The 25,736-nt window shown below is 70.8% G+C and carries 25 protein-coding genes; 15 read left to right on the plus strand and 10 right to left on the minus strand.

The window, feature by feature from the left end:
- Positions 1-24: 24 nt before the first annotated feature.
- From ACTOQ2_RS11540 to ACTOQ2_RS11555, 4 genes are all read right to left on the minus strand, one after another.
- Positions 25-885, minus strand: coding sequence for an urease accessory protein UreF (locus tag ACTOQ2_RS11540; RefSeq protein ID WP_440099633.1), 861 nt, complete (start codon positions 883-885; stop codon positions 25-27).
- 72 nt (positions 886-957) lie between these two features.
- Positions 958-2,673, minus strand: a complete 1,716-nt coding sequence (locus ACTOQ2_RS11545) for an urease subunit alpha (protein ID WP_440083130.1) — start codon at positions 2,671-2,673, stop codon at positions 958-960.
- Positions 2,663-2,989 (minus strand): urease subunit beta, encoded by a 327-nt coding sequence (locus tag ACTOQ2_RS11550; protein ID WP_435287046.1) that lies wholly within the window; start codon positions 2,987-2,989, stop codon positions 2,663-2,665. The genes ACTOQ2_RS11545 and ACTOQ2_RS11550 overlap by 11 nt, the downstream gene beginning before the upstream one ends.
- 166 nt (positions 2,990-3,155) lie before the next feature.
- The gene (locus tag ACTOQ2_RS11555) at positions 3,156-3,458 is read right to left on the minus strand and encodes an urease subunit gamma (protein ID WP_362677318.1); all 303 of its coding nucleotides are present in this window, start codon (positions 3,456-3,458) and stop codon (positions 3,156-3,158) included.
- Between the two features lie 331 nt (positions 3,459-3,789).
- Between ACTOQ2_RS11555 and urtA the strand changes: the two genes are divergently transcribed.
- The 7 genes from urtA to ACTOQ2_RS11590 all read left to right on the plus strand — a co-directional run bounded on the left by urtA (position 3,790) and on the right by ACTOQ2_RS11590 (position 11,351).
- Positions 3,790-5,025, plus strand: coding sequence for an urea ABC transporter substrate-binding protein (gene urtA / locus ACTOQ2_RS11560; RefSeq protein WP_440099634.1), 1,236 nt, complete (start codon positions 3,790-3,792; stop codon positions 5,023-5,025).
- 118 nt (positions 5,026-5,143) lie between these two features.
- Positions 5,144-6,010 (plus strand): urea ABC transporter permease subunit UrtB, encoded by an 867-nt coding sequence (urtB, locus tag ACTOQ2_RS11565; protein ID WP_362677314.1) that lies wholly within the window; start codon positions 5,144-5,146, stop codon positions 6,008-6,010.
- Positions 6,007-7,113 (plus strand): urea ABC transporter permease subunit UrtC, encoded by a 1,107-nt coding sequence (urtC, locus tag ACTOQ2_RS11570; protein WP_440083132.1) that lies wholly within the window; start codon positions 6,007-6,009, stop codon positions 7,111-7,113. The genes urtB and urtC overlap by 4 nt, the downstream gene beginning before the upstream one ends.
- Positions 7,110-7,868 (plus strand): urea ABC transporter ATP-binding protein UrtD, encoded by a 759-nt coding sequence (gene urtD / locus ACTOQ2_RS11575; RefSeq protein WP_440070102.1) that lies wholly within the window; start codon positions 7,110-7,112, stop codon positions 7,866-7,868. Before urtC ends, urtD begins: the two co-directional genes overlap by 4 nt.
- Positions 7,846-8,535 carry an urea ABC transporter ATP-binding subunit UrtE gene (gene urtE, locus ACTOQ2_RS11580; RefSeq protein WP_440070101.1) on the plus strand — a complete coding sequence of 230 codons (690 nt, stop codon included), beginning with the start codon at positions 7,846-7,848 and terminating at the stop codon, positions 8,533-8,535. Before urtD ends, urtE begins: the two co-directional genes overlap by 23 nt.
- 126 nt (positions 8,536-8,661) lie before the next feature.
- The gene (locus tag ACTOQ2_RS11585; protein WP_440099635.1) at positions 8,662-10,248 is read left to right on the plus strand and encodes a transporter substrate-binding domain-containing protein; all 1,587 of its coding nucleotides are present in this window, start codon (positions 8,662-8,664) and stop codon (positions 10,246-10,248) included.
- A complete protein-coding gene (locus tag ACTOQ2_RS11590) occupies positions 10,245-11,351 on the plus strand; it encodes a hypothetical protein (protein WP_440099636.1) in 1,107 nt (368 codons plus the stop codon). The genes ACTOQ2_RS11585 and ACTOQ2_RS11590 overlap by 4 nt, the downstream gene beginning before the upstream one ends.
- Before the next feature lie 33 nt (positions 11,352-11,384).
- Here the strand turns inward: ACTOQ2_RS11590 and ACTOQ2_RS11595 are convergent, their stop codons facing one another.
- A complete protein-coding gene (locus ACTOQ2_RS11595) occupies positions 11,385-11,630 on the minus strand; it encodes a DUF2630 family protein (protein WP_440099637.1) in 246 nt (81 codons plus the stop codon).
- A gap of 320 nt (positions 11,631-11,950) precedes the next feature.
- Here ACTOQ2_RS11595 and leuA point away from each other — a divergent pair, with 320 nt between their 5' ends.
- From leuA to ACTOQ2_RS11620, 5 genes are all read left to right on the plus strand, one after another.
- A complete protein-coding gene (gene leuA / locus ACTOQ2_RS11600; RefSeq protein WP_440099638.1) occupies positions 11,951-13,663 on the plus strand; it encodes a 2-isopropylmalate synthase in 1,713 nt (570 codons plus the stop codon).
- 561 nt (positions 13,664-14,224) lie between these two features.
- Positions 14,225-14,860, plus strand: a complete 636-nt coding sequence (locus tag ACTOQ2_RS11605) for an SSI family serine proteinase inhibitor (protein WP_440099639.1) — start codon at positions 14,225-14,227, stop codon at positions 14,858-14,860.
- A gap of 396 nt (positions 14,861-15,256) precedes the next feature.
- Complete coding sequence (locus tag ACTOQ2_RS11610) at positions 15,257-15,643, plus strand: TraR/DksA family transcriptional regulator (RefSeq protein WP_440099640.1); 387 nt, start codon at positions 15,257-15,259, stop codon at positions 15,641-15,643.
- Positions 15,644-15,942: 299 nt separating this feature from the next.
- Entirely contained in the window at positions 15,943-17,226 is a 1,284-nt protein-coding gene (locus tag ACTOQ2_RS11615; RefSeq protein ID WP_440099641.1) for an FAD-binding protein, read from the plus strand.
- A 148-nt stretch (positions 17,227-17,374) separates the two neighbouring features.
- Positions 17,375-17,926 carry a hypothetical protein gene (locus ACTOQ2_RS11620; protein ID WP_440099642.1) on the plus strand — a complete coding sequence of 184 codons (552 nt, stop codon included), beginning with the start codon at positions 17,375-17,377 and terminating at the stop codon, positions 17,924-17,926.
- Between the two features lie 102 nt (positions 17,927-18,028).
- Here the strand turns inward: ACTOQ2_RS11620 and ACTOQ2_RS11625 are convergent, their stop codons facing one another.
- Together ACTOQ2_RS11625 and ACTOQ2_RS11630 are read right to left on the minus strand one after the other, a co-directional pair.
- Positions 18,029-18,322 (minus strand): hypothetical protein, encoded by a 294-nt coding sequence (locus tag ACTOQ2_RS11625; RefSeq protein WP_440099643.1) that lies wholly within the window; start codon positions 18,320-18,322, stop codon positions 18,029-18,031.
- Positions 18,323-18,496: 174 nt separating this feature from the next.
- Complete coding sequence (locus ACTOQ2_RS11630; RefSeq protein WP_440099644.1) at positions 18,497-19,198, minus strand: TetR/AcrR family transcriptional regulator; 702 nt, start codon at positions 19,196-19,198, stop codon at positions 18,497-18,499.
- 112 nt (positions 19,199-19,310) lie between these two features.
- On the opposite strand from ACTOQ2_RS11630, the gene ACTOQ2_RS11635 reads away from it, so the two are divergent.
- From ACTOQ2_RS11635 to ACTOQ2_RS11645, 3 genes are all read left to right on the plus strand, one after another.
- Complete coding sequence (locus tag ACTOQ2_RS11635; protein WP_440099645.1) at positions 19,311-19,655, plus strand: YrdB family protein; 345 nt, start codon at positions 19,311-19,313, stop codon at positions 19,653-19,655.
- A 57-nt stretch (positions 19,656-19,712) separates the two neighbouring features.
- Positions 19,713-20,657, plus strand: a complete 945-nt coding sequence (locus ACTOQ2_RS11640; protein ID WP_440099646.1) for an NAD-dependent epimerase/dehydratase family protein — start codon at positions 19,713-19,715, stop codon at positions 20,655-20,657.
- 162 nt (positions 20,658-20,819) lie between these two features.
- Positions 20,820-21,707 (plus strand): Gfo/Idh/MocA family protein, encoded by an 888-nt coding sequence (locus ACTOQ2_RS11645; RefSeq protein WP_440099647.1) that lies wholly within the window; start codon positions 20,820-20,822, stop codon positions 21,705-21,707.
- Positions 21,708-21,870: 163 nt separating this feature from the next.
- Here ACTOQ2_RS11645 and ACTOQ2_RS11650 read toward each other — a convergent pair whose 3' ends face one another.
- From ACTOQ2_RS11650 to ACTOQ2_RS11660, 3 genes are all read right to left on the minus strand, one after another.
- Positions 21,871-22,881 carry an acetamidase/formamidase family protein gene (locus tag ACTOQ2_RS11650; RefSeq protein WP_440099648.1) on the minus strand — a complete coding sequence of 337 codons (1,011 nt, stop codon included), beginning with the start codon at positions 22,879-22,881 and terminating at the stop codon, positions 21,871-21,873.
- Between the two features lie 159 nt (positions 22,882-23,040).
- On the minus strand, positions 23,041-24,468 hold the full coding sequence (locus ACTOQ2_RS11655; protein WP_440099649.1) for an APC family permease: 1,428 nt from the start codon (positions 24,466-24,468) through the stop codon (positions 23,041-23,043).
- 102 nt (positions 24,469-24,570) lie between these two features.
- A complete protein-coding gene (locus tag ACTOQ2_RS11660; RefSeq protein ID WP_440099650.1) occupies positions 24,571-25,659 on the minus strand; it encodes a substrate-binding domain-containing protein in 1,089 nt (362 codons plus the stop codon).
- Positions 25,660-25,736 lie beyond the last annotated feature (77 nt).

A 25,736-nucleotide genomic window follows, 5' to 3' on the forward strand; every position in this document is an offset into this window, starting at 1 on the left:
GGTCACCGTCCTTCCAGGTGGTCGTCAGGAGACGAAGAGCCTCAGATCTGCGCGGATGTGCTGTTCGGCGAGCAGGTCGAGCGCGGGGGCGGCGTGCGCGGGCAGTGACTCCCAGGATTCCCAGGATTCCCGGGAATTCCGGGAATCCTGGGATTCCCGCGACCGCGGGGCCTCCCCGGTGGGGACGGTGGCCGCGACCCGTTCCAGGGCCGGGGCGAGATCGGCGAGCAGGCGGTGGACGGCGACCGGGTCGAGGCCCAGCAACCGCACCGCCGCCGTGGCGGGTCCGGTGACGGAGGTGTAGGCCGCCGCGAGGGCGGCCTCGGCGGGGGAACACCCCGCCACGGCCGCCACCGCGCCGAGCGCGAGCGGGTGGTGGACGCCCTGGGACACGGCCCCGGCCAGGGTGTCGAGCACGGGGGAGGGCCAGATCCTCCGCGAGGTACGCAGCAGCAGCCTGCCCTGCGTGCGGCTCGCCTCCCGCTGGGCGGGAGAGGAGATCCTGGCATCGGCTTCCGCGTCCAGCCGTACCCACCCGGAACGGCCCGTCTCCGGATGAGGGGACGAGCCGTTCGCGGGAGCGGGGCCGTGCGCGGGAGTGGGAGCGGGGGCGATGCCGTTCGTCCGCGCGGGGACCTCCGCTGGTGGGCCGTCCGCCGGGGGAGGGAGGCTCGCGGAGAGGTGGGCCGCGCCGAGCTCGCAGGCCGCGGCGGCGAGGGCGGCCGTCACCAGGCCCGCGGTGGCCAGGCGGCCCCGCAGGAAGGCGGCGAGGCCGGGAAGGTCGTGGATCGCGCCGATCCTGACCGCCTCCTCGGCGCCCCCGGAGTGGCCGTGACCCCCGGCGGGCAGCCGGGAGTCGGCCAGGAGCAGCAACGCGGCGTTCATGCGCTACGGGGTCTCCTTTCGGCTGGACGGGACCTGCTGGGCGAGGCGGCGCCGCGGTCGAGCGGGCGCCGGTCAGAACAGGAAGTAGCGCTGGGTCATGGGCAGGGTCTCGGCGGGGGCGGGTTCGATCACCTCGCCGTCGACGCTGACGGCGAAGGTGTCGGGGTGGACCTCGATCCTGGGCATGGCGTCGTTGAGCGGCATGCTCTCCTTGCCCCTGCGCCGGACGTCGGCCACCGGCAGCAGGCGCCTGCGCACGGCCAGGCGGTCGGCGAGGCCGTCCTCGAGCGCGAGGGGGGCGACGAAGTGGACCGACGTGGCGGCGGCGGTGACCGGGGCGGCGCCGAACATCGGGCGCGGCATGACCGGCTGCGGGGTCGGGATGGACGCGTTGGCGTCGCCCATCTGGGCGTACGCGATGACACCGCCCTTGACCACCAGGTCCGGTTTGACGCCGAAGAAGGCCGGGTCCCACAGGACCAGGTCGGCCAGCTTGCCGGTCTCCACCGAGCCGACCTCGCCGTCCAGGCCGTGGGCCGTCGCCGGGCAGATCGTGTACTTGGCGACGTAGCGCCGGGCGCGGAGGTTGTCGGCCGGGCCGTCGCCGGGCAGCGCGCCGCGGCGGCGCTTCATCACGTGCGCGGTCTGCCAGGTACGGATGATCGTCTCGCCCACCCGGCCCATCGCCTGGGAGTCCGAGCCGATCATCGAGATCGCGCCCATGTCGTGCAGGATGTCCTCGGCCGCCATCGTGGACGGCCGGATCCGTGACTCGGCGAACGCCAGGTCCTCGGGGATGGACGGGTTGAGGTGGTGGCAGACCATCAGCATGTCGAGGTGCTCGTCGAGCGTGTTGACGGTGTGCGGGCGGGTCGGGTTGGTCGAGGACGGCAGGATGTTGCCGTAGGAGGCGACCCGGATGATGTCCGGCGCGTGGCCGCCGCCCGCTCCCTCGGTGTGGTACGCGTGGATCATCCGGTCGCCGATCGCCGCCAGCGTCGACTCCACGAACCCGGCCTCGTTGAGGGTGTCGGTGTGGATGGTGACCTGGGTGCCGGTGGCGTCGGCGACCGACAGGCAGGCGTCGATGGCGGCCGGGGTGGTGCCCCAGTCCTCGTGCAGTTTGAAACCCGAGGCCCCGGCGCGGAGCTGTTCGAGCAGGCCCTCGCGGCTGACCGTGTTGCCCTTGCCGAGCAGCGCGACGTTGATCGGGTAGGAGTCGAGCGACTCCAGCATCCGGGCGAGATACCAGGTGCCGGTGACGGTGGTGGCCTTGGTGCCCTCGGCGGGCCCGGTGCCGCCGCCCACGACGGTGGTCACCCCGGCGGCGAGGGCCTCGTCGAGGATCTGCGGGCAGATCAGGTGGACGTGGGAGTCGATCGCGCCGGCGGTCAGGATCTTCCCGTTGCCCGCGAGGATCTCGGTCGAGGGGCCGATGACCAGGTCCGGGTGGACGCCGTCCATGGTGTCGGGGTTTCCCGCCTTGCCGATCGCGACGATGCGGCCTTCCCTGATCCCGATGTCGGCCTTGACCACACCCCAGTGGTCGAGGATCACCGCGCCGGTGATCACCAGGTCGGGCGAGCCCTCGGCCCTGGTGGTCCTGGCCTGGCCCATCGACTCCCTGATGACCTTGCCGCCGCCGAAGACGGCCTCGTCGCCCGCCCCCGACGGGCCCATCGAGAGGTCCTCGGTGACCTCGATGAGCAGGTCGGTGTCGGCCAGCCTGATCCGGTCGCCGGTGGTGGGGCCGTAGAGCGCGGCGTAGCGGGATCGTTCAATGAACACTGGGGCTCCCGTCGAGAGGTCCGGCCCACTCCGGGCGGAGACCGGGGACGATCCGCAGCCCGCCGATCGGTACGAGGGTCACGTCGCGTTCCACGCCGGGCTCGAAGCGCACCGCCGTGCCGGCCGGGACGTCGAGCCGGGTGCCCCAGGCCGCCTGGCGGTCGAACTCCAGACCCGGGTTGCACGCGGCGAAGTGGTAGTGCGAGCCGACCTGGATCGGCCGGTCGGCGGTGTTGACGACGCGGACGGTGACGCGCTCGCGGCCCGGGTTGAGCGGGATGGGCGCGTCGCCGTACTGGATCTCACCGGGTGTCATCGGCGTTCACCGTTCCTGGAGTGCGGCAGGGTGTGTCGCGGATCGCCCGGCGTGCGCGCGAGCGGCTGGTCATCACGGAACCGCCCGGCGTGCGCGGGGCGGCCGGTCTCCACGGGGTCGCCCGGTGTGCGCGAGGGCGGCCGGCTCTCACGGGATCGGCCTGGGCTCACGGGATGGGCTGGTGGACGGTGACGAGCTTGGTGCCGTCGGGAAAGGTGGCCTCGATCTGGACCGACGACAGCATTTCCGGCACCCCGTCCATGACGTCGTCGCGGGACAGCACCTTGCGGCCCGCGTCCATCAGCTCGGCGACGGTGCGCCCGTCCCTGGCGCCCTCCATGAGGAAGGACGCGATGATCGCGGTGGCCTCGGGGTGGTTGAGCCGGAGGCCCCGTGACCTGCGGTCGCGGGCGACACCGGCGGCGACGTGGATGAGCAGGCGTTCCTGCTCGTGTGGTGTGAGCCGCATTCCCGGACCATAGGAACCGGCGGTTTCCATGATGTTGCGCGTCGATGTCGTGCCGGTTTCCAGGTGCCGCGAGTGGTGCGAACGGGGAAGAAGCGCTCCTCGACGCGTTCTTTCCTGCGGGTATGCCGCCGCATTCCGAAGCAGATATCACGAAATTTGGTGATATATCGGGATAAAAAATGGTGTGGTGTCCGCGCCGCCGTGTCCTGTCACGGCGGTGAAATCCCGGTAAACCGCAATTAACAAATGCGAACTAGGCGGGAAACCTCACTCAGTCACCTTGACGGCAGATAGATCGGTGCGGGGGCCGTACCGGCAAGGAGGAAAGTCATTGAGGAACACAGCATGGCGCTCCGGAGTCGTCGTCGCGGCGCTGGCCACGGCGCTGGCCGCCTGCGGAGGCGAAGCCCCCTCGGGCACGAACGAGGCCTCCACCGGCGGCGGTGAGGACGGCATCAAGGTCGGCATCCTGCACTCGCTCAGCGGCACCATGGCCATCAGCGAGGTGACCGTCCGGGACTCGGAACTGCTCGCCATCGAGGAGATCAACGCCGCCGGAGGCGTGCTCGGCAAGAAGCTGATCCCCGTCGTGGAGGACGGCGCGTCCGACTGGCCCACCTTCGCGGAGAAGGCCACCAAGCTCATCCGCCAGGACAAGGTCGCCACCACCTTCGGCGGATGGACCTCCGCCAGCCGCAAGGCGATGCTGCCGGTGTTCGAGCGGAGCAAGGCCCTGCTGTGGTACCCGGTCCAGTACGAGGGCCTGGAGAGCTCGCCGTACATCTTCTACACCGGCGCCACCACCAACCAGCAGATCATCCCCGGCCTCGACTACCTCAAGGAACAGGGCAAGAAGAAGATCTTCCTGGTCGGCAGCGACTACGTCTTCCCGCGAACCGCCAACAAGATCATCAAGGCGTACGCGGCGGCGAACGGGATGGAGATCCTCGGCGAGGAGTACACCCCGCTCGGCCACACCGAGTACAGCACGCTGACCAACAAGGTCGTCCAGGCCAAGCCGGACGCCGTCTTCAACACCCTCAACGGCGACAGCAACGTCGCCTTCTTCAAGCAGCTCAACAGCGCCGGGGTCACCGCCGAGCAGATGCCCGTCCTGTCGGTGAGCGTCGCCGAGGAGGAGGTCAAGGGCATCGGCGTCGACAACATCGCCGGCCACCCCGTCGCCTGGAACTACTACCAGACCACCGAGAACCCGGCCAACGAGAAGTTCGTCGCCGCGTTCAAGGCCAAGTACGGCGCCGACAAGGTGACCTCCGACCCGATGGAGGCCGGGTACAACGCCGTCTACCTCTGGGCCGAGGCCGTGAAGAAGGCCGGGTCCGTCGAGGTCGAGGCCGTCAGGAAGGCCGCCGGAGGCATCGCCCTGGAGCGTCCCGAGGGCCTGGTCACCATCGACGGCGAGAACCAGCACATGTACAAGACGGCGAGGATCGGGGTGATCCAGCCCGACGGCCTCATCAAGGAGGTCTGGAACTCCGGCGAGCCGATCAAGCCCGACCCCTACCTCAAGGGTTACCCCTGGGCGAGCGGCCTGGCCAACGGCTGATCCCCTCTCAGACCGGCTCCGGGCCGGGCCGTGACCAGATCACGGGCAGCACCGTGACGCACCCACAATGCGGCACGGCCCGCCCCGGAGCCAAACACTCGTAGGAAGGGGACCTTCGGTGGAGGCGTTTCTCAACCAGCTCCCGATCGGCCTGTCCATCGGTGCCGTACTGCTTCTCATCGCCCTCGGCCTGACGTTCACGTTCGGCCAGATGGGCGTGATCAACATGGCCCACGGCGAGTTCATCATGGCGGGCGCGTACACCGCCTACCTGCTCCAGGACCTCACCGGCCGGATGGCCGTGATCGTCGCCCTGCCCGTCGCCTTCCTGGTCGCCGGGCTGATGGGCCTCATCCTGGAACGGACCGCGATCCGGCACTTCTACGGCCGCCCGCTCGACACCCTGCTGCTCACCTGGGGCGTCAGCCTCGTGCTGCAGCAGCTCGCCCGCGACCTGTTCGGTGCGCCCAACGTGCAGGTCCAGGCGCCAACCTGGCTGCAGGGCGGCATCGCGTCCCTGCCGTACAACCGGCTGTTCATCTTCGCCCTCGCCGTCGCCACCGTCGTCGGCGTCTGGGCCTACATGAACCGCACCGGCCAGGGCCGCCGGATGCAGGCGGTGATGCAGAACCGGCAGCTCGCCGCGGTCAGCGGCATCAACACCGCCCACGTCGACCAGCGCACCTTCTTCATCGGCTCGGGCCTGGCCGGGGTCGCCGGGGTGGCCCTCACCCTCATCGGCCCCGTCGGGCCCGCCCTCGGCACCTACTACATCGTCGACGCCTTCCTGGTGGTCGTCGCCGGAGGGCTCGGCCAGCTGCGCGGCGCCGTCATCGCCGCCGCCGGACTCGGCCTGCTCAACTCCTACGCCGAGTTCTGGAGCGACGCCAGCCTGGCGAAGGTCATCGTGTTCGCCGCGATCATCGCCTTCCTCCAGTTCCGGCCGCAGGGCCTGTTCGTACTCCGATCGAGGGCGCTCACATGAATCTCGCACGCCTCAGGGGGCCCGGGGTCTTCGCGGTGGTGGCCGTGCTGGCCCTGGTGGTCGCACCGCTGCTACTGGAGCCCTTCCGCCTCGGCCTGCTGGCCAAGTATCTCTGCTTCGCGATCATCGCCCTGGGCATCGGGCTGGCCTGGGGGCAGGGCGGCATGCTCGTCCTGGGCCAGGGCGTGTTCTTCGGGCTCGGCGGCTACGCGATGGCCATGCACCTGAAACTGGTGGACGCCCAGGGCGACCTGCCCGACTTCATGGTGTGGAGCGGGGTCGAGCAGCTGCCCGCCCTGTGGAAACCGTTCGCCAACCCGGTGTTCGCGCTGGCCATGGTCGTCGTCGGGCCGATGCTGATCGCCACGGTGCTGGGCCTGCTGGTGTTCAGGCAGCGGGTGCGCGGCGCCTACTTCGCGATCCTCACCCAGGCGCTCGCCGCCGCGTTCGTCATCCTGCTCGTCGGCCAGCAGGGCCTGACCGGCGGCACCAACGGCCTGACCAACTTCTACGACCTGTTCGGCCAGGACCTGGCGGCCGACTCGACCCAGCGCGGGCTGTACTTCACGGTCGCGATCGTCACGGGGCTGCTCTACCTCGGCGCCCGCCAGCTGGTCAAAAGCCGCTTCGGGCGGCTGCTCGTCGCCATCAGGGACGGCGAGGACCGCGTGAGGTTCCTCGGCTACGACCCGGCCAGGGTCAAGACCGTCACCTTCGCGCTGTCGGCGGGCATGGCCGGGCTCGCGGGGGCCCTGTTCGTGCCCGTGGTCGGCATCATCTCGCCCGCGCTGCTGGGTGTGGTCCCCTCCCTCGAACTCGTCGTCGCGGTCGCGGTGGGCGGCAGGTTCGCGCTGGCCGGGGCGATCCTCGGCGCGGTCGTGATGGGGTACGCCAAGACGTCCTTCAGCGAGCAGTTCGCCGACGGCTGGCTCTACCTGCAGGGCGCGCTGTTCATCCTCGTCATGACCCTGGCCCCCAAGGGGATCCTCGGCGTGGCGGCGTCGGCGCGCGACGCCTGGGCGCGCAGGTCGGGGCGCCGTACGGACCCCGAACCGCCGCCCGCGGACGCTCCCGGTACGAGAGTGATGGAGGAGGTCGGATGAGCCCGATGATCGAGGTACGCGGGCTGTCGGTGGTCTTCGACGGCTTCCGCGCCATCGACGGCATCGACCTGACGGTCGAGAAGGGGGAGCTGCGATTCCTGATCGGCCCCAACGGGGCCGGGAAGACCACGCTCATCGACGTCATCACCGGCCTGACCCGCCCGACCACCGGCGAGGTCGTCTTCGACGGGCGCAGCCTGGTCGGCCTGCGCGAGCACAGGATCGTCCGGCTTGGCGTCGGGCGGACCTTCCAGACCTCGGTGGTCTTCGAGGAGCTCACCGTCCTGGAGAACCTCGACCTGGCCGCGTCCTTCCGCCGCCCGCTCTGGTCGCTGGCCCGGCGCAGGCGAGGCGTCTCCGACGCCGTCGCCGAGGCGCTGGAGACCACCGGCCTGAAGGAGCTGGCCGACCGGCCCGCGGGGGTGCTCTCCCACGGGCAGCGGCAGTGGCTGGAGATCGGCATGCTGCTCACCCAGCGCCCCAAGCTGCTCCTGCTGGACGAGCCGGTGGCCGGTATGTCCAAGGACGAGCGGGAGCGCACCGGCGAGCTCCTGACGTCCGTGGCGAACGACCACACGGTGATCGTGATCGAACATGACATGGAGTTCCTGCGCAGGTACGCCTCGCAGGTCACCGTCCTGCACGAGGGCAAGGTGCTGATCGAGGGATCGGTGGACCAGGTCCGCGACGACCCGCGCGTGCAGGAGGTCTACATCGGAAGGAAGCGCAGCGATGCTGTCGGTACGGGAACTTGACGCGGGGTACGGCAGGGCCCGGGTGCTGTTTGGGGTCTCCCTGGAGGTGGAGCCCGGGCAGCTGATGTGCGTGATGGGCCGCAACGGGGTGGGCAAGACCACCCTGCTCAACACCGTGATGGGAGTGCTGCCCGCCACCTCGGGGTCGGTCACCTTCGAGGGGCGCGACGTGACGCGCCTGCCGCCCCACGAGCGGGTCCGGCTCGGCATGGCGTACGTCCCCCAGGGGCACGAGACCTTCCCCCAGCTCAGCGTGCTCGGCAACCTCCAGGTCACGCTGGAGGCCGCCAAGGGGCCGCAGGAGGCGCTGGAGGAGGCCCTGGAGACCTTCCCGCGCCTGAAGCCGCTGCTCAAGCGGCGCGCCGGCTTCCTGTCCGGCGGGCAGCAACAGCAGCTCGCCATCGCCCGCGCCCTGGTCACCCGTCCCAAGCTGCTCATCCTCGACGAGCCCACCGAGGGCATCCAGCCGTCGATCATCATCGAGATCGAGGAGGCGATCGAGCGGCTGCACGCCACCGGCCTGTCGCTCCTGCTGGTCGAGCAGTATCTGGACTTGGCGCTCCGCCTCGCCGACCGCTTCCTCATTCTCGACGCCGGGCACGTCGTCCACTCGGGGGAGGCCGAGGAACTGCGCGGGGAGGGAATTCACCGCCTTCTCGCCGTCTGACCGTTAAAGCGCTGAATCGGACTTTCCGGAGCAAGAAGGCTGCGTTTGATCACTTCTTGATGAAGAGGCTCCCGCCGCGAGTGATGACGACATAACCTGCCCAGAAAAGCGGAGTCCGGGGGTGTCATGGCGAAGGAACCTGCGGACGGGCAAGAGCGGCCGGAGCGAGTGTCCTTCCCTCCGGAGCCCTCCGAGTCTCCCGCGAAGCGGGGCCGGTCTCCTGGCGGGGAGAGTGGTTCTTCCCGTGAGAGCGGTTCTTCCCGTGAGGAGCCCGAGGGCCCGGCCGGTGACGAGCGTGAGGTACGGCCCGGCCGCGCGGCCGGTGAGCCGGCCGGTGACGCTCCCGGCCGGCGAGTCGGCCGGGAGACGGGGGAGACGTCCCTCGGTGAGCGCAGGGACCGAGTCGCGGGCGAGCGTGCTCGGCGGCCGGGCGACGGGCGCGACCGGCGGCCCGATGACCGCTACGAGTCCGACCGCTACGAGTCCGACCGGCGGGACGACGATCGGTACGGGCGTGGGCGGCGCTCCTCCGGAGCGTACGAGCGCGACCGCTGGGACGACGACCGCTACGAGCCCGACCGGCGGCCCGATGACCGGTATGACCGTGGCCGGTGGGACGACGACCGGTACGACCGCGACTCGCGGTCCGAGGGCGCGGACGCCGAGGGCCCCCGCTCAGGGCCGCCGTCCGGCCCGCCCGGACCGTCCGGCCCGCCCCGCCGCCGCAGATTCCGCCGCTTCCGGCTGGCCGCCTGGATCGCGCTGGTCCTCGCCGCGGTCGTGGTCGGGGTGTCCATCGTGTGGGTGAGCGGGCCTCCCACCGAGGCCGAGTTACGGGAGAAGGCGGGGCTTCTCAACAAGGACAGGCTGCTGATCGGCGTGAAGGAGGACACCCCGGGCATCGCCCTGCGGAAGCCGGGCGAGACCGGTTTCACCGGCTTTGACATCGACATCGCCTACATGATCGCGGCGGATCTGGGCTTCCGGCCCGACCAGGTCGACTTCCTGTCCATCGAGACCGAGGACAGGGCGCGCATGCAGGCCCGCGACACGGACGGCGCGTTCGTCAAGGTCGACCTCGTGGTGGCGACCTTCAGCGTGACGCCGGAACGCAGGGCCGATCCCTCCGTCGGCTTCTCGACGCCCTACCTCTACACCGAGCAGTCGGTGGTGACCAGGGCCGACTACCCCGACGACAACGTCGCCTCCCTGGGGCAGCTCGAGGGCAAGAGGGTCTGCTCGCTCGGTACCTCGACCTCCCTGGTCGAGCTGAAAAAGGCGATCAAGGTTGACCCCATCGCCGAGCTTCTGATCAGCAAGTGCGTGGATCGTCTCGCGGACGGCCTCGCGGCCGGCAGGGCGGCCGACGCGGTGACCACCGACGCGGCCCTGCTGGCCGGGTTCGTCGCGGACCCGGAGAGGAATCTGCGCCACCACGACATCGCGCTGGAGAAGACGGAGATGTGGGCGGTGAACGCAGGCTCCAACGGCGCGCTGCGCACCCTGGTCGACCTCGCGCTCTACCGCTCCTACGCCGATCCGGACAACAAGATGTGGGAGGAGGCGTACGAGAAACACATCCGGCCGTTGCTGGCGGCCAACCCGGGGGTGGACGTGGCGCAGGCACGGCAGCCGTGCGCGCTTCCCCCGGACGTGCGCCGCTGGCCGTGGGAGCGAACCCTCCCCGTCCAGGATTGCCCCTCCGCCCCTTGAAACCCGACGCGCGGGTGAGGGACGCGCCGAGGAACCAGGAGTGGTTCCTCACGCTGCTGCCGGTGTTCCCGATCGTCCTGCTGGTGATGCGGCTGTGGTACGCCAGCAAGCAGGACACCCAGACGCTGCTCCTGCTCGTGCAGACCATCAGCCCGCTGGGCCTGCTGAGCGCGGTCCTGCTGACCACGGTGTGGGTGCTGCCCGTCGTCGTGGTCGGCGGCAGGCTTCTCGGCACTCTGCACTGGATCAGCACGGGCCGCTCCTCGTGGCTGGTGCACAGCGCTCAGCGGCTGCCGGGCTGGGTGGTGGTCCTCGCCGTCGCGATGGGCGTGTGCACCTGGCAGCTGCGCTTCCTGCCGACGCTGGCGATGCTGTCACTGGCCCTGCTGGGGCTCACCGTGCGTGAAAGGTTCCCGGACCACGAGGAGCTGCGGACCACGTTCTGCTACGCGCTTCCGGTGATCGCAGCCGTGCTGTCGTACGTCCTGCTATGGCCGGCCATCGTCTCCGCGTTCGCCGCGCGGGACGTGGCGACCGCGATCCTCCTGACCCTTCCCCCGGTGTTCGCGGCGCTGCTGACCGGTCCGGTGCCCGAGGCGCCGGCCAGGGTGCTGACCCACGGCATCGCGATCGCGATGGCGGTGTTCACCCCGTTCCTGGTCGGCGTGGTCGTGATGAGGGCGCCGATCCTCCCGCTGATCGCCATGCAGATCACCCTGGAGAAGCCGACCGCGGAGAGGTCCGCGGAGGTGGTGGTGGGCTACATGGTCGCCAGCGACGACCAGATGACCACCGTCCTCAAGCGTGACGGTGTCGTGGAGTTCATCCAGAACGACCGGCTGCAGTCGAAGGTGCTCTGTCCCGACCCCGGTGAGGTGCCCCGGACGTGGGTGAACCTGCACGGCTGGTACGTCGAGCACAGCGTGATCTCCTGGCTCGCCCCGGTCTCGCAGCGGACTCCTGCCGACTCGCGCTGCGAGGGCCGCCCGGCCGGGGAAACCGGCCCGGCCCCGCCGAGCTCGGGATCGGATGAGTCTCCAGGACCGGCCGGGTCTTCGAGCCCCGCCGAGCCCCCGCCCCCGGCCGGATCGCGCGGCGGGTGACGACCTCCAGGAAGGGACTTCCCGGACCGGCGATCACTGAAGGTAGCCTTCGACCTCGTCGATCGGGCGGGGGGCCGCCGAGTTGGGGTCCTCACCGAACTCGCGGCGCGCCCGGCGCTGCCTGAGCAGGTCCCATGCCTGGTCGAGGGCCTCCTCCAGGTGCTTGATCCGGTTGTTCTCCTCGTGCGAGGAGATCGAGTGCGAGCCCAGCTTCGCCCGGAGCTCCTGCTCCTCGGCGATCAGCTCGTGGATGTGGGCGAGGATGTCGCCGTCCCTCATGTCCGTTCCCCCTGTCAGAGTTTTTCTGGACTGTATCCGATCGGCGGGTCACCGCACCGTCGGAGGCCGACCCCGCGACGGCGGCCCTTCCGCGGGTGAGACGCCGGAGATCTCCGGGCCCCGCCAAGTGAGCGAAGATCTTCGAGTCCCGCCATGTGAGACCGGGGCCCGGGCATCCTGAGACGTCTGCTAACGTGCTAGGCATGCTGCGCGGCCTGCTTCTTAGCTGCCGCGACGAGGGCCTGTAGAGGCCGGCTCCCTCGTCGCGGAGCGAGCCATGCGCGTCGGCCACGATTGTTTTCCCAGTCGAGGAGCCTTGCATGTATCCGCAGCAGCAGCCCAGTCCCATGCCGTTCAAGCGCTATGAGTCCTTCGCGCCGATCCAGCTGGCCGACCGCACCTGGCCCGGGAAGGTCATCGACCGGGCCCCCCGGTGGTGCGCCGTCGACCTGCGTGACGGCAACCAGGCGCTGATCGACCCCATGGACGCCCACCGCAAGCTCCAGATGTTCGAGCTGCTGGTGAAGATGGGATACAAGGAGATCGAGGTGGGCTTTCCCGCCGCCTCCCAGACCGACTTCGACTTCGTACGGCAGATCATCGAAGAGGGCCTGATCCCCGACGACGTGGTGATCCAGGTCCTGACCCAGTCCAGGGCCGAGCTGATCGAGCGGACCTTCGAGTCGGTGCGCGGGGCCAAGCAGGCGATCATCCACCTGTACAACTCCACCTCCACCCTCCAGCGCCGGGTCGTCTTCGGCCAGGACCGCGAGGGCATCACCGCGATCGCGGTCGAGGGTGCCAAGCTCTGCAAGAAGCTGGCCGCCGAGATGGACGACACGGAGATCTACTTCCAGTACTCCCCGGAGTCCTTCACCGGCACCGAGCTGGAGTACGCGGTGGAGGTCTGCGACGCCGTCAACGACGTCTGGCAGCCCACCCCCGACCGCAAGGTCATCCTCAACCTGCCCGCCACCGTCGAGATGGCCACGCCCAACGTCTACGCCGACCAGATCGAGTGGATGCACCGCAACCTGGCCTACCGCGACTCGATCGTGCTGTCCCTGCACCCCCACAACGACCGCGGCACCGCCGTCGCCGCCGCCGAACTGGGCTACATGGCCGGGGCCGACCGGATCGAGGGCTGCCTGTTCGGCAACGGCGAGCGCACCGGCAACGTCTGCCTGGTCACGCTGGGCATGAACCTGTTCTCCCAGGGCGTCGACCCGGAGGTCGACATCTCCGACATCGACGAGATCCGCCGGGTCACCGAATACTGCAACCAGCTGCCCGTCCACCCGCGCCACCCGTGGGGCGGCGAGCTCGTCTACACCGCCTTCTCCGGCTCCCACCAGGACGCCATCAAGAAGGGCTTCGAGCACCTGGAGCGCGACGCGGCCGCCGCGGGCGTCCCGGTCGAGGAGTTCGCCTGGGCGGTCCCGTACCTGCCGATCGACCCCAAGGACATCGGCCGCACGTACGAGGCGGTCATCCGGGTCAACAGCCAGTCCGGCAAGGGCGGGGTCGCCTACATCATGAAGGCCGACCACCACCTGGACCTGCCGCGGCGCCTGCAGATCGAGTTCTCCCGCGCCGTCCAGACCCACACCGACACCATCGGCGGCGAGGTGAACGCCACCCAGATGTGGGAGGTCTTCACCGACGAGTACCTGCCCAACCCGACGAGCCCGTGGGGCCGCCTGGGCCTGCTGGCCCACCGGACCACCTCCAGGGGTGACGGGCAGGACGCCATCAGCGCCGACCTGCGTCTCGACGGGGAGATCCGCGAGGTCGAGGGAGTCGGCAACGGTCCCATCTCCGCCTTCTGCGACGCCCTGGCCCGGGTCGGGGTCCAGGTACGCGTCCTCGACTACGCCGAGCACGCCATGAGCGCGGGGACCGACGCCAAGGCCGCCTCCTACATCGAGTGCGAGATCGCCGGCCGGACCCTGTGGGGTGTCGGCATCGACTCCAACACCACCACCGCCTCGCTCAAGGCCGTCATCTCCGCGGTCAACCGCGCCGGCCGCTAGCGGAGCGGACGGGGCGGCACGGCTCCCGCGTACGGCCGCGCCGGCAGCACCGGTAGCACCGCCCGCGCACCTGCCGCCCGGCACCGCCCGCGTCGCCCCGCACCCGTACCACCCACTCCCTCCCGCACAGTCCCCGCCTCGTACGGCACGATCTGCCGTACGAGGTCCGACGGCCGCCCACAAGGCGTCCACGTCGCTCACCCGACCGCGCCCACCGCGAGATCCGTCCGGGCGCGGTCGAGTCGTTTCCGCTCGTCCAGGGGCACGGGGACGCATCGGTGGAGCCGCCGTGGCCCCGCGGATTCCGGATCGGTACCGCGGAACCGGCTTTTCCGGGTATGGGCCGGCGCCGCGGACGGGCTCGCGGATCCCTCTCCATCCGGGCCGTCCGGCGGGTTTCCCGCCTGCTGAATTCATGGCATTCCATGGCGAGTCGCTGCGAGACATCCCAAGGTCGTCGACATAGCCTCTTTGCAGCTCAGGGTGTAAATCGCTCCCCCCGAACTGACCGAACGCGACATATTCGGCTGTTTACTGAATTCGTATTTATCGGGGGAATTCATGCGATGTATCCTCGGCCTGGCCACCGCCGGGCTCGTCATCCTCAGCGGTACCGCCGCCGCGGACGCACAGCCGGCGCGCTACGAACCCGGCCCGTCCGAGGCTCGATCGACCGTTGATCCGCCCCCGTGGCCGCCCCGGCCGGTGCCGCTGCCCCGCCCCCTGCCGCCTCGCCCGAATCCGGAACCACCCGTCCCCGACCCGTCGTGGATCCGGCCGACGCCGCCCAGGCCCCTTCCGTTCCCACCCCGGCCGATCCCGCTGCCACCTCGCCCCCAACCGCTGCCGCCTCGCCCGCCCGTCGCGGTCCCGCCGTGGGGCCCGACGATCGACGGCCCGTACCCCAAGCGCCTCACGCTGACCGTCTCGCGCATGGGCAGGACGCGGACCGTCCGGCTCGCGTGCGCGCCGATGTACGGCATGCACCCTCGTGGGCCGGAGGCGTGCGCGCTGCTGAGCCGGGTGCAGGGCAACCCCGCCTACCTCAGATTGCCGTGGATGGCCTGCCCGCGGCACTACGACCCCGTCACCGTGTCCGCGACCGGCACCTGGAACGGGCGTTTCGTCCAGTACCGGCGGACCTTCAGCAACCAGTGCGAGGTGCGCGCCGCGACCGGGGCGATCTTCTCCTTCTAGGACCCGTCCTGTGGAACGCGTCCGGAACACCTGTCCCGGACCCGCTCGGCGTCCGGGACAGGTGACGGCCCGCCGCTCGGCGTCCGAGAGGCGGCAGGCACCGGAGAGACAGGAGAGACCAGGGGCCGGGGGGATCGCAGCGGGCCCGTCGTCGGACGGCGGGCGGAGCGGCCAACGGCACGCTCACCGGCGGACGGCCCCCGGTTTCCACGAGAGGGGCTCGTACGGCGGCGGGGACGTCCCCGCCGCCGTACGAGCCCCTCCGGGCGCCGGGCGGGGGCCGCTCGCCTCACGGGCCGTAAAATGGAGGGAAGTCCCAGGTCGGCGGCCTCGCGTCACGAGCCGGCGACGCCCACGGCCAGGAGCGGATCCGCGGTAGGACGGGGTGAGACGGCGATGGGCAAGCAGCCTTCGGGAACCGTGCTTTCTTCTGCTCAGCGGGCGGCCATGCGGGATCTTCTGACCGCGGACCGCGAGCGGACGGTGACCCAGATCACGGCGTTGACGCGCGACTGGGACGACCTCGTCGATTCGTCGACGCTGGTGGCCAACGACGACGAGCACGACCCGGAGGGGGCGACGATCGCCTTCGAGCGGTCCCATCTGCAGGCCCTGCTCGACAGAGCACGAGATCATCTCGCCGCCCTCGACGAGATGGTCGGACGACTCCAGCAGGGCACCTACGGCGTGTGCGACGACTGCGGGCGACCCATCGCCCTGGAGCGCCTGAAGGCACGCCCGGTCGCCCGGACCTGCATCGAGTGCGCCGGACGCGGGCGGTGACGACGCTTGAGAGGCCCTGAGCGAGCCGGGGCCCGCCACCCGCGCCGAGCGCGCCGGACCGGGCGGTGACGACTCGCGGCGGATGTAGCGAAATTCCTGAACTACCCTGGGTGCGGCGATGCCCGCCGTCGCGTCTCGGATGATCATCGGCCATGAGCCGTGCCTCGCACGGCCACGACCGCCCGGCCACGACCCGTGCCCCTCACGGTCACCCGGTGAGCCCGTGTCCCGCACGATCACCCGCGTGTGGCGCGCATCCGCCGCGTACGGCCTGGCGTGAGGCGTAGAGAGGGCACATCGTGACCAGAGAACCGCAGAACTGGGCGGGCAACATCACCTACGGCGCCGCGCGGTTCCACCGCCCCGGCGGCATCGAGGAGCTCCAGGAACTGGTTGCCGGCAGCGGCGCCGTCCGGGCACTCGGCACCCGCCACTCCTTCAACGAGATCGCCGACCATCCCGGTGGCGACCTCGTCTCGCTGGAGGGCCTGCCCGCCGATTTCGAGCTCGACCCGGTGCGGGGCACGGTCACGGTGGGCGGCGGGGTGCGCTACGGCGAGCTGAGCCGGTGGCTGGACGACCGAGGCTACGCGCTGCCCAATCTCGGCTCACTGCCGCACATCTCGGTCGCCGGTGCCTGCGCCACGGCCACGCACGGCTCCGGCGTCGCCAACGGCAACCTGGCCACCGCCGTCTCCGGCCTCGAACTGGTCACCGCGGACGGTGAGATCACCGTCCTCAGCCGGGAGAAGGACGGCGACCGCTTCGCCGGGGCGGTCGTCGCCCTCGGTGCGCTGGGCATCGTCACCAGGGTCGTCCTCGACGTCGTCCCGGCCTTCGAGGTGCGGCAGTACGTCTACGAGAACCTGCCCTGGGCGCGGATGGAGGAGCACTTCGAGGAGATCCTCTCGGCCGCGTACAGCGTGGGCCTGTTCACCGGCTGGACCGGTTCCGGGATCGACCAGGTGTGGGTGAAGCGCCGCGACGGCGACCCCGGCCCGTGGGAGCCGGAGCCGCGTTGGCTGGACGCCACGGCGGCCACGGCCGACCGGCACCCGCTGCCGGGGATGTCCGCCGTCAACTGCACCGCGCAGATGGGCGTGCCGGGCCCCTGGTACGACCGGCTGCCGCACTTCCGCCTGGACTTCACGCCGAGCAGCGGGGAGGAGCTCCAGTCGGAGTATCTGTTGCCGCGCCGCCACGCCCTCGCCGCGCTCCGCGCGCTGGACGCGGTCAGGGACGTCGTCGCCCCGGTCCTGCAGATCTCGGAGATCCGCACCGTCGCGGCGGACGACCTGTGGCTGAGCACCTCCTACCGCGAGGACGTCGTCGCCGTCCACTTCACCTGGAAGAAGGACTGGCCCGCGGTGAGCCGGGTGATCGCCGTGGTCGAGGAGGCGCTGGAGCCCTTCGAGGCCCGCCCGCACTGGGGCAAGCTCTTCCTCATGGGTCCCGAGCGCCTGAACTCCCTGTACGACCGGCTTCCGGACTTCCGGCGGCTGGCCGCCGAGCTCGACCCCGCGGGCAAGTTCCGCAACCCGTTCCTCGACGCCCGGGTGTTCGGGGGAAGTCCCGTTTCCTGACCGTTCGCAGCCTCAACCTTGATCTGTACATCAGTAGATGAGCGGATCGCATGAGTAGATCCGGGTAGTTAACCCCCATCACAGCGGTAACAGCGCGATGTTAACCATAAAGGTCGCGAATCCGACACTTGTGACGAGGGGGAGACGCATGGAACGCAATACGGTCGTGCGCGCGATGCACGACGTGGGGCTGGCCGCCTGGTTCGGGGGCTCGTTGATGGGCGCGATCGGCCTCAACGGCGCTGCCAACGTGGTCAGTGACAGAAGCGAGCGCCTGCGGGTGGCGAACGTGGGATGGGGGCGCTGGAGGCCGGTCAACGCCGTGGGCATCGGCGCCTTCCTCATCGGCTCGGCCGGCCTGCTGGCGGCCAACAAGCAGCGCGTGGCGCACCAGCAGGGGGTGGGGGCGAGCACCGCGGCCAAGGCCGCGCTGACCGCCGCCGCGCTGGCCGCGACCGCCTACACCGGGGTGCTCGGGGTCAGGCTCGCGGACGCGGGCGACGTGCCCGTGGAGGGCGCGGTGAAGCCGGAGAAGGAGACACCGGAAGAGGTCGCCAAGGCGCAGCAGCAGTTGCGCGTCATGCAGTGGGTCATTCCGGCCGTCACCGGGATGATCGTTGTTCTCACCTCCCTGCACGGGGAGCAGCAGCGGCCGGGCCAGATCCTCCGGGGAGCCATGCGAAAGAAGTTCTCCCGGTAGGAGGCTTCCGGCCGGTCACACGGTCTCGCGGAGATCGTCGTACGCCCGCGGGGCGCCGCCGTCGGCACCTCGGCCGCGCGGGCGGCGTCAGACGACCTCCGGTCACGTCGGCGACGTCGCGGCGCGCCTCTTCCGCCTGTGAGAACGAGCGGAAGAGGTGCGCCGCCCTGTTCGCCGGGTGGGAGCGCGGAAGCTCGCGTTGACGGACCTGGGCAGGAGCAACAGGGCACAGAGGCGGTTGCGCCGGATGCAGAACTCCGCCGTGGTCTTGACCTCGGCCCTGTGCCGCTCGAAGCGGTTGGCCCAGACGTGCTCGATCTCGTACTCGCGCCATCCCCGCAGGAACTCGTACTCGTGGTTTCCCCCCTCGCACTCGCGCTGGACGTGGGCGGTCATCCGGGAGAGCGGGTAGCGGACCAGGCGGCGGTTGTTGGCCCCACTCGTGGCTCGTCGGCGTCGATCCAGCTCTCCTGGTCCAGCGGCAACTGCCGGAGATAGATCAGCACGAGGTGGAGCGTGGTGACGCGCTGCCGGCCGTCGACGAGGAAGGTGCGGCCGAGTCGTGACGTGTCAGGCAGGCAGTCCGAGGGTGCGGGCCTGGCAGCGCATGGCGTGGTCGAAGGCCGCCGCGAGGTCGAGGATCGCGTTGTTGAACTGGCCGAACAGCTCGAAGTTGAGCCAGCCGAACAGGCCGGTCCAGGCGATCAGACCGCGGACGATCACGTCGTCGGGGACGTCGGGCATCAGCTCGCGCACGCGCGCGGCATCCTCGTGGAAGGACGGCGGGGCGGGCGGCTGGGTGGTGTCGGGCGGGTTCAGCACTCCGGCGCGGTGGGCGTCGGAGACGATCCGGCCGTAGACGACGGTGTCGCGGACCGCGGCGGGGACGGTGTCCTGCGGTGCCCGGTAGCCGGGTACGGGTGAGCCGTACAGCAGGGCGTACTCGTGCGGATGGGCCAGGGCCCAGTCCCGTACGGCATGGCAGACCGCCATCCACCTGCCGCCGTGGTCCTCGGGCGGTACGGCCGCGTCGGCGTTCTCCACGGCCTCGCCGACGGCGTTGTAGCCGTCGATGATCAGGGCCGTGAGCAGGTCGTCCCTGGACGGGAAGTAGCGGTAGATCGCCGACGAGGCCATGCCCATCTCGCGGGCGACCGCGCGCAGGGACAGGCCGCTCGCGCCGTCGACGGCCAGCTGCCGCCGGGCGACGTCCGTGATCTCGCGGGTCAGCTCGGCTCTGACCCTCTCGCGTGCGGTGAGGCTCGAACTCATGCCGCGACCATATCAGAGCACTGAAAACAAAAGAGAGCACTGCTCTTGACGAGCGGTGCTCTCTAGCGAGAGCATTGCTCTCAGAATGGAACGGCAATCTCAAGGAGCCCCCATGCTGTCCCTGGCCAGAAACCTCAACCTTCTCGTCATGTTCCTGTTGGAACTGGGCGTGCTGGCCTCCGTCGGTTACTGGGGCTTCGTCGTGAGCTCGAACTGGCCGCTGAAGCTGCTCCTCGGCCTCGGCGGACCCGCCCTGTTCATCGCGATCTGGGCGATCTTCGGTGCGGCCAACGGCGCGATGATCCCGCTCACCGGCTTCGCCCGCGTCGTCCTTGAGGTGATCTGGTTCGGCGGCGGCGCCGTGGCGCTGGTCATGGCGGGCCGCCTCGTCCCCGGAGTCGCCTTTGCCGCCGTTTTCGTCCTCAACGCCGTCCTCCGGCTCGTCTGGAACCAGTGAGCCGACACATCGGCGATCAGCGATCAGCGATCAGTGATCAGTGAAGGAAGAGGAATCATGGGCAAGCACGTCATCGCGGGAGCCGGTCAGGTCGGCTCCGAGGTCGCCCGGCAGCTGGCCGGGCAGGGGCACGAGGTTGTCCTCGTCAGCCGCTCGGGCTCGGGTCCCGACCTGCCGGGCATCCGCAGGGTCGCCGCCGACGTGAGCGACCGCGAGAGGCTGACCGCCCTGACCGGGGGCGCCGCCGTCCTCTACAACTGCGTCAACCCGCGCTACCACGAGTGGGCGCGCGACTGGCCGCCGCTCGCCGCGTCACTGCTGGGAGCCGCCGAGACCACCGGCGCGGGGTACGTCATCCTCGGCAACCTCTACGTCTACGCGGCTCCCGACCGGCCGATGAGGGAGGGCGACCCGCTGGACCCGCCCAGCGCCAAGGGCGCGATCCGGGTCAAGGTGTGGCGGGATGCCCTGGCCGCGCACGAGGCGGGCCGGGTCAGGGTGACCGAGGTGCGCGGATCCGACTACTTCGGCCCCGGCTGCCTCGACCAGTCGCACCTCGGGGAGAGGTTCGTCCCCGCGCTGCTGGCCGGCAAGACCGTCCGCTTCGCCGGTGACCCCGCCCAGCCGCACAGCTGGACGTACGTGCCCGACGTCGCGCGGACCCTGGTCGCGGCGGGCGAGGGCGACCGTGCCTGGGGCCGCGCGTGGCACGTCCCGACGAACGAGCCGATGTCGGTGCGCGAGGTCGCCGAGCGCCTGTGCGCCCTCGCCGGAGTCACCGACCCGGGGGTCAAGGCCATGCCCCACTGGCTGCTGCGTGCCGCCGGGCTCTTCTCGCCGATGCTCGGGGAACTGGAGGAGTTGCGCTACCAGTTCGTCCGCCCCTTCGTCCTCGACTCCGGCGAGTCCCAGGCCGCCCTCGGCCTCGCGCCGACCCCGATGGACGAGGCGCTGGCCGCGACGCTCGCCTGGTGGCGCGACCGCTTGGCCGTGGCGGCGTAGCGGAGGACGTCCCACGCCGTACGCGGGGGACCGCGGGGCTCCCCGCCGGGTGGGATCGGCGGCACGCCGCCCGTGCCGGGGCGGGGCCGCACCCGCCCCGAATGGGGAGGCCGGGACCGCACCCGCCGGGGTGGGACCGGGGGCACGCCGTACGCTTTGAGCATGAAGATCGCTGTCATCGGCCTCGGGGACATCGCGGAGAAGGCGTACCTGCCGGTCCTCGGCGCGACCCCCGGACTCGACCTCCACCTGTGCACCCGTGACCGCGCCACGCTCGACCGCCTCGGCGACGCCTACCGGGTCGAGCGCCGCTTCTCCTCGGTGGAGGAGGTGCTCGGCGCGGGAATCGAGGCGGCCTTCGTGCACGTCGCGACGGCCGCGCACACGAAGGTCGTCGAGCCGCTGCTGCGCGCGGGCGTGCACGTCTACCTGGACAAACCGATCGCCTACACCCTCGCCGAGTCCGAGCGCCTGGTACGGCTGGCACGCGAGAGCGAACGGTCGCTGCTCGTCGGCTTCAACCGCCGCAGGGCGCCGTCCTATGCGGCGCTGCGCGACCTTCCCCGCGACCTGGTGGTGATGCAGAAGCACCGCGCGCGCCACCCCGCCGACCCGCGGACCGTCGTCTACGACGACTTCGTCCACGTCGTGGACACCCTCAGGTTCCTGGTGCCCGGCGAGGTCGAGCACACCGGCATCCGCACCCGGGTCAGGGACGGGCTGCTGGAGTACGTGACGCTGGAGCTGTCCGGGGACGGCTTCACCGCCTTCGGGATCATGAACAGGATGAGCGGTACGGCAGAGGAGACCGTGGAGGTCATGGGAGGCGGTGCCAAGCGCCGCGTGGTCAACCTGGCCGACGTGATCGACCATGCCGGCGCCGAGACTCTCACCAGGCGAGGCGACTGGATCCCGGTCTCCCGGCAGCGGGGCATCGAGCGGGTCTGCCTGGAGTTTCTCGACGCGGTCCGCTCCGGCACCGTCCTCGACGCCGGCGACGCCCTGGCCACCCACGCGATCTGCGAGGACATCGTCGCCGCCGCGACCTGACCGCCCGCGCCGCGAGCCGGCCCTCCGCGCTGTGAGCCGGCTGTTGCCGCCATGAGCCGGCCGTCGCCGCCGCGAGCCGGCCGCCCGCGTCGCGCGCCCCGGTGGCACGACGCGGACGGCCGGCTCGCCGGGTCCCCGCCGGCAAGCGGCGGGACGTCCCCGGTCAGCGTTCGGCCAGGTATCTCCGGCCGAGGGCGCGCAGGCGATCGTGGGCCGACTCGTAGGCGTCCGGACGGCCGAGGGCGGACTTGGGAAGCTTGGCGACCATCGTGTAGTTGGTGTCGCAGACGTTGCCGACCGGGGCCTCGCCGATCTGGCTGACCAGCTGGTAGGCGTCCAGCGGGTCCAGGCCGGTGAGCTCGGAGGTCCAGGTGACCAGGTCGTGCTGGCTGATCCGGTAGGCGTCCTCCAGCGGGCGGGCCGAGCCGGTGGACATCAGGTGGACGTCGTCCTCCAGGCGGGGCCACGGGGTGCTCACCCCCTTGATCAGCTCCACGGCGACGACGGTGTTCATCGCCGCCTCGACGGCGGTGCCGCACACCTCGCCGTGCCCCTGCCTGGCGTGCCCGTCGCCGATCGCGAAGAGCCCGCCCTCGACGTTGACGCCGAGATAGACGGTCACTCCGGCGCGCAGCTCGGGGGTGTCCATGTTGCCCCCGTGGGCGTCCGGGGTGATCGTCATGCGGGCCTCGGACGCGGCGGGCGCGACGCCGACCGTGCCGTGCATCGGGTCGAGCGGCAGCTCGACCGTGAAGTCGCTCCTGCGCGCGTGGTAGCGGACCACGCCCGCGGCCGTGTCGATGTCGTAGCGCCACACCAGCTCCTCCAGGGGAGGGGTGAGCATCGCGGTGGTGTGGGTGCCCGTCAGCGCGCCGAAGTGCGGGAACGTGGCCGACACGGCCCAGTCCCTGGCGGGTTCGATGGAGACGAAGTGCAGCGCGAGCGTGTCGCCCGGCTCGGCCCCCTCCACGTGGAAGGGCCCGGTGACGGGGTTGAGGTAGGGGAACTCGCAGACCCGTGAGGGCAGGTCGTCGACCGAGGTCACCAGGCCGCCGAAGCAGTCCTCGGTGTACGTCTCGACGATCGAGCCGGGGGCGACCCTGGCCACCGCGGGCCGCCCGCCGAAGGTGTAGCTGAGGTCCTCGGGCGCGGGGCGGTAGGAGAAGACGTTCATCGCGCGCCCTCCAGGGGGAGCGGCACGGAACCGCGTCCCGCGACGGGAAGGGCGGAGGGGGCGCGGAAGGAGCCGAGCCCCTCCCCGACCTCCAGGAAGATCTCGAACACGGTTCTGCCCTCGCATGTTGTCGGGTGGGTGGGACGGGGGCGTGGGCTCTCAGGGCCTGCCGGCCGTGTCGGGTGCCGCGGCCGTGCCGGATGCCTCCGGGGTGTCGACGAGTCCGGCCAGGGTGGGCCGGCGGCCCGTGGCGTAGGAGACGCCGAGCACCACCAGGCCGACGCAGAACCAGACGATGCCGAGCGTCTGGGCCGCGATGCTGGCGTTGATCACGACGTAGAGCAGGATCGCGAAGCCGAGCACCGGGGCGACGAGGTGCCGCCACAGGTCGCGGCTGCCCCGGCGCACGACGTAGTGGACGACCACCGACACGTGCAGCGCGAGGAAGGCGGTCATCGCCCCGAAGTTGACCAGCCCGCTGATCAGCGTGATGCCGTCGTCGCGGGTGGTCAGGTAGAGCCCGACGATCAGGGAGACCGCGGCCACCACGAGGGTGGCGTTGACGGGCACCCGGTGCCTGGGGTGGATCCTGGCCAGGAAGGAGGGGAGCTGGCGGTCGCGGGCCATCGCGAACAGCAGGCGGGAGGTGGCGGCCTGGGCGACCAGGGAGTTGGCGAAGCCCCAGGCGATGGCGGTGGCGACCGCGGTCAGCACGCTGAGCCAGTGGCCCCCGGCGAACGCGGCCATGTCGTAGAAGGCGGTGCCCGCGGGGTCGCCCTTGGTCAGCAGGTCGGCCCGGTCGGGGGTGAGCAGCGCGGCCACCCAGGTCTGCGCGATGAACAGCACCCCGGCCAGGCCCAGCGCCGCGACCATGGACCTGCCGAGCCGCCGCGAGTCCTCGCGGCTCTCCTCGGCCATCATCGAGATGCCGTCGAAGCCGAGGAAGGACAGCACCGCGATCGAGACCGCGCCGAAGACGAGCGACCAGGAGAAGGTCGAGGAGTCGAACAGCGGGCTGAGCGCGCCCGCCTGGGCCTTGCCCTGGGCCAGGGCGACCACGCCGACGACCATGAAGATCGCCAGCACGATGAGCTCGCCGACCAGCATGATCTTCGTGATGCGCGCGGTCATCTGGATGCCCGTGTAGTTCACGACCGTGTTGAGCACCACGAAGACGATCAGCCAGCCCCAGACGGGGATGGCGGGCACGAAGGAGGCCATCGCCGCGCTCGCGATGAGATAGAGCAGGGCGGGCACCAGCACGTAGTCGAGCAGGATCACCCATCCGGCCAGGAAGCCGACGGGCGCGGCGATGCCGCGGCCCGCGTAGGTGTAGACCGATCCGGCCATCGGGAACGCGCGGGCCATCTGCGCGTACGAGAGCGCGGTGAAGGCCATCGCGACCATGCCGATGGCGTACGCGAGGGCGACCATGCCACCCGAGGCCTGGAAGACGCCACCGAAGATGCCGAACGGCGCGATCGGGACCATGAAGATCAGGCCGTAGACGAGCAGATCGGTGAAGCTCAGTGACCTGCGGAGTTCCTGTCGGTAGCCGAATTGCTCCAGTGAGGGCTCGGTTGTCATGTACGGCTCCTTGAAGTGGCTGCAGCCGTACCCTAGAACTTTTCCTTTCAAAGGAAAAGTTTTCAGTCGGACGTTTTTGTCCGACCTTGACCCGCCGCGCACCTAGCGGACGATGTCGAAGTCCAGCCCGTCGGCCCGGCCGATGTGGGCCTGCCGCCGCACCCCGCGTCCGCGCAGGGTCAGCCGCCCCCGCGCGGTGACGATGGAGGTGCCGTCGGCGATCGCGTCCACCTCGGGCACGGCGAGCGTCCCGGCGCGCGAGCCGAGCGCGGCGAGCATCAGCACCGCCTCGTAGCAGCCCTGCCCGTGCCCGTTGAGCAGCGGCGCGGTCGATCCGAACCTGCGGGCGTAGCGCTCGCCGAGGCTCAGGCTGTCGTCGGTGCCCAGGCTCGCGAAGTAACCCATCGCCCCGTACAGCTCGCCGGTGGCGTCACCGCCGATGCCGAGCAGGCCGTGCTCCTCCAGCGCGCCGCAGAGCCGCGGCCAGGACAGTCCGGCCGCCGCGAAGGCCCGGTTGAAGGCGACCAGGTCGCTGCCCACCAGGCTGAGCAACACCGCGTCGGGCCGGCCGGCCACCAGCCTCTCCAGGGCCGGGGAGAAGTCGCGGGTGCCGTACGGCACCAGGAGTTCGCCGACGACCCCGACGTCCCGCGCGGCGAGGTGGCGGCGGGCCGCTCCGTGGACCAGGCGCGGCCAGACGTAGTCGTTGCCGAGCAGGAACCACCTGCGCGCCCGGCGGCGGTCGATCAGCCAGTCGAGGCCGGGCCGCAACTGGCGGGCGGGGGTCTCGCCCAGGAAGTAGACCCCCGGCGCGTGACCGCCCCCCTCGTACGGCGGCGCGTAGACGAACGGCACCCTGCCGGCCAGCGCCCGCACCACCTCGATCCTGACGTCGCTGCCGTGGGTGCCGACCACGGCGTCGATCGCGCCGCAGCGCGCGAGCCCCGCCACCTCGGCGGCCACCTGCGCCGCCGGACGGCCGCCGTCGACCAGGACCAGCTCCACCGGCCTGCCGAGCATCCCGCCCGCGAGGTTCACCTCGTCGGCGGCGAGGATCGCGCAGTTGATCGCGCACGGCCCCACGAGGCCGAGCACGCCGGAGATCGGCACGACCAGCCCGACGCGCAGCGCGTCCCCCGGGAGCAGCCGGGCTTCCAGGGGTTCTATGACGGGTGTGATGGCTTCTGCCACACAGACGAGTATCCTCCGGAATGGATGGGTACGGCAGTCCCGTCACTCGGACGGGACACGGATCGTGACGCAGACGG

This window comes from Streptosporangium sp. H16, assembly GCF_051918855.1.
GTDB lineage: Bacteria > Actinomycetota > Actinomycetes > Streptosporangiales > Streptosporangiaceae > Streptosporangium.

Bases quoted from the DNA above. Each gene is read 5' to 3' on its own strand.
- ACTOQ2_RS11540 (WP_440099633.1), bottom strand. From the start codon at position 885: ATGAACGCCGCGTTGCTGCTCCTGGCCGACTCCCGGCTGCCCGCCGGG.
- ACTOQ2_RS11550 (WP_435287046.1), bottom strand. From the start codon at position 2,989: ATGACACCCGGTGAGATCCAGTACGGCGACGCGCCCATCCCGCTCAAC.
- ACTOQ2_RS11555 (WP_362677318.1), bottom strand. From the start codon at position 3,458: ATGCGGCTCACACCACACGAGCAGGAACGCCTGCTCATCCACGTCGCC.
- urtC (WP_440083132.1), top strand. From the start codon at position 6,007: ATGAATCTCGCACGCCTCAGGGGGCCCGGGGTCTTCGCGGTGGTGGCC.
- urtD (WP_440070102.1), top strand. From the start codon at position 7,110: ATGAGCCCGATGATCGAGGTACGCGGGCTGTCGGTGGTCTTCGACGGC.
- urtE (WP_440070101.1), top strand. From the start codon at position 7,846: ATGCTGTCGGTACGGGAACTTGACGCGGGGTACGGCAGGGCCCGGGTG.
- ACTOQ2_RS11585 (WP_440099635.1), top strand. From the start codon at position 8,662: ATGGCGAAGGAACCTGCGGACGGGCAAGAGCGGCCGGAGCGAGTGTCC.
- ACTOQ2_RS11595 (WP_440099637.1), bottom strand. From the start codon at position 11,630: ATGAGGGACGGCGACATCCTCGCCCACATCCACGAGCTGATCGCCGAG.
- leuA (WP_440099638.1), top strand. From the start codon at position 11,951: ATGTATCCGCAGCAGCAGCCCAGTCCCATGCCGTTCAAGCGCTATGAG.
- ACTOQ2_RS11605 (WP_440099639.1), top strand. From the start codon at position 14,225: ATGCGATGTATCCTCGGCCTGGCCACCGCCGGGCTCGTCATCCTCAGC.
- ACTOQ2_RS11610 (WP_440099640.1), top strand. From the start codon at position 15,257: ATGGGCAAGCAGCCTTCGGGAACCGTGCTTTCTTCTGCTCAGCGGGCG.
- ACTOQ2_RS11620 (WP_440099642.1), top strand. From the start codon at position 17,375: ATGGAACGCAATACGGTCGTGCGCGCGATGCACGACGTGGGGCTGGCC.
- ACTOQ2_RS11625 (WP_440099643.1), bottom strand. From the start codon at position 18,322: ATGACCGCCCACGTCCAGCGCGAGTGCGAGGGGGGAAACCACGAGTAC.
- ACTOQ2_RS11630 (WP_440099644.1), bottom strand. From the start codon at position 19,198: ATGAGTTCGAGCCTCACCGCACGCGAGAGGGTCAGAGCCGAGCTGACC.
- ACTOQ2_RS11635 (WP_440099645.1), top strand. From the start codon at position 19,311: ATGCTGTCCCTGGCCAGAAACCTCAACCTTCTCGTCATGTTCCTGTTG.
- ACTOQ2_RS11640 (WP_440099646.1), top strand. From the start codon at position 19,713: ATGGGCAAGCACGTCATCGCGGGAGCCGGTCAGGTCGGCTCCGAGGTC.
- ACTOQ2_RS11645 (WP_440099647.1), top strand. From the start codon at position 20,820: ATGAAGATCGCTGTCATCGGCCTCGGGGACATCGCGGAGAAGGCGTAC.
- ACTOQ2_RS11650 (WP_440099648.1), bottom strand. From the start codon at position 22,881: ATGAACGTCTTCTCCTACCGCCCCGCGCCCGAGGACCTCAGCTACACC.
- ACTOQ2_RS11655 (WP_440099649.1), bottom strand. From the start codon at position 24,468: ATGACAACCGAGCCCTCACTGGAGCAATTCGGCTACCGACAGGAACTC.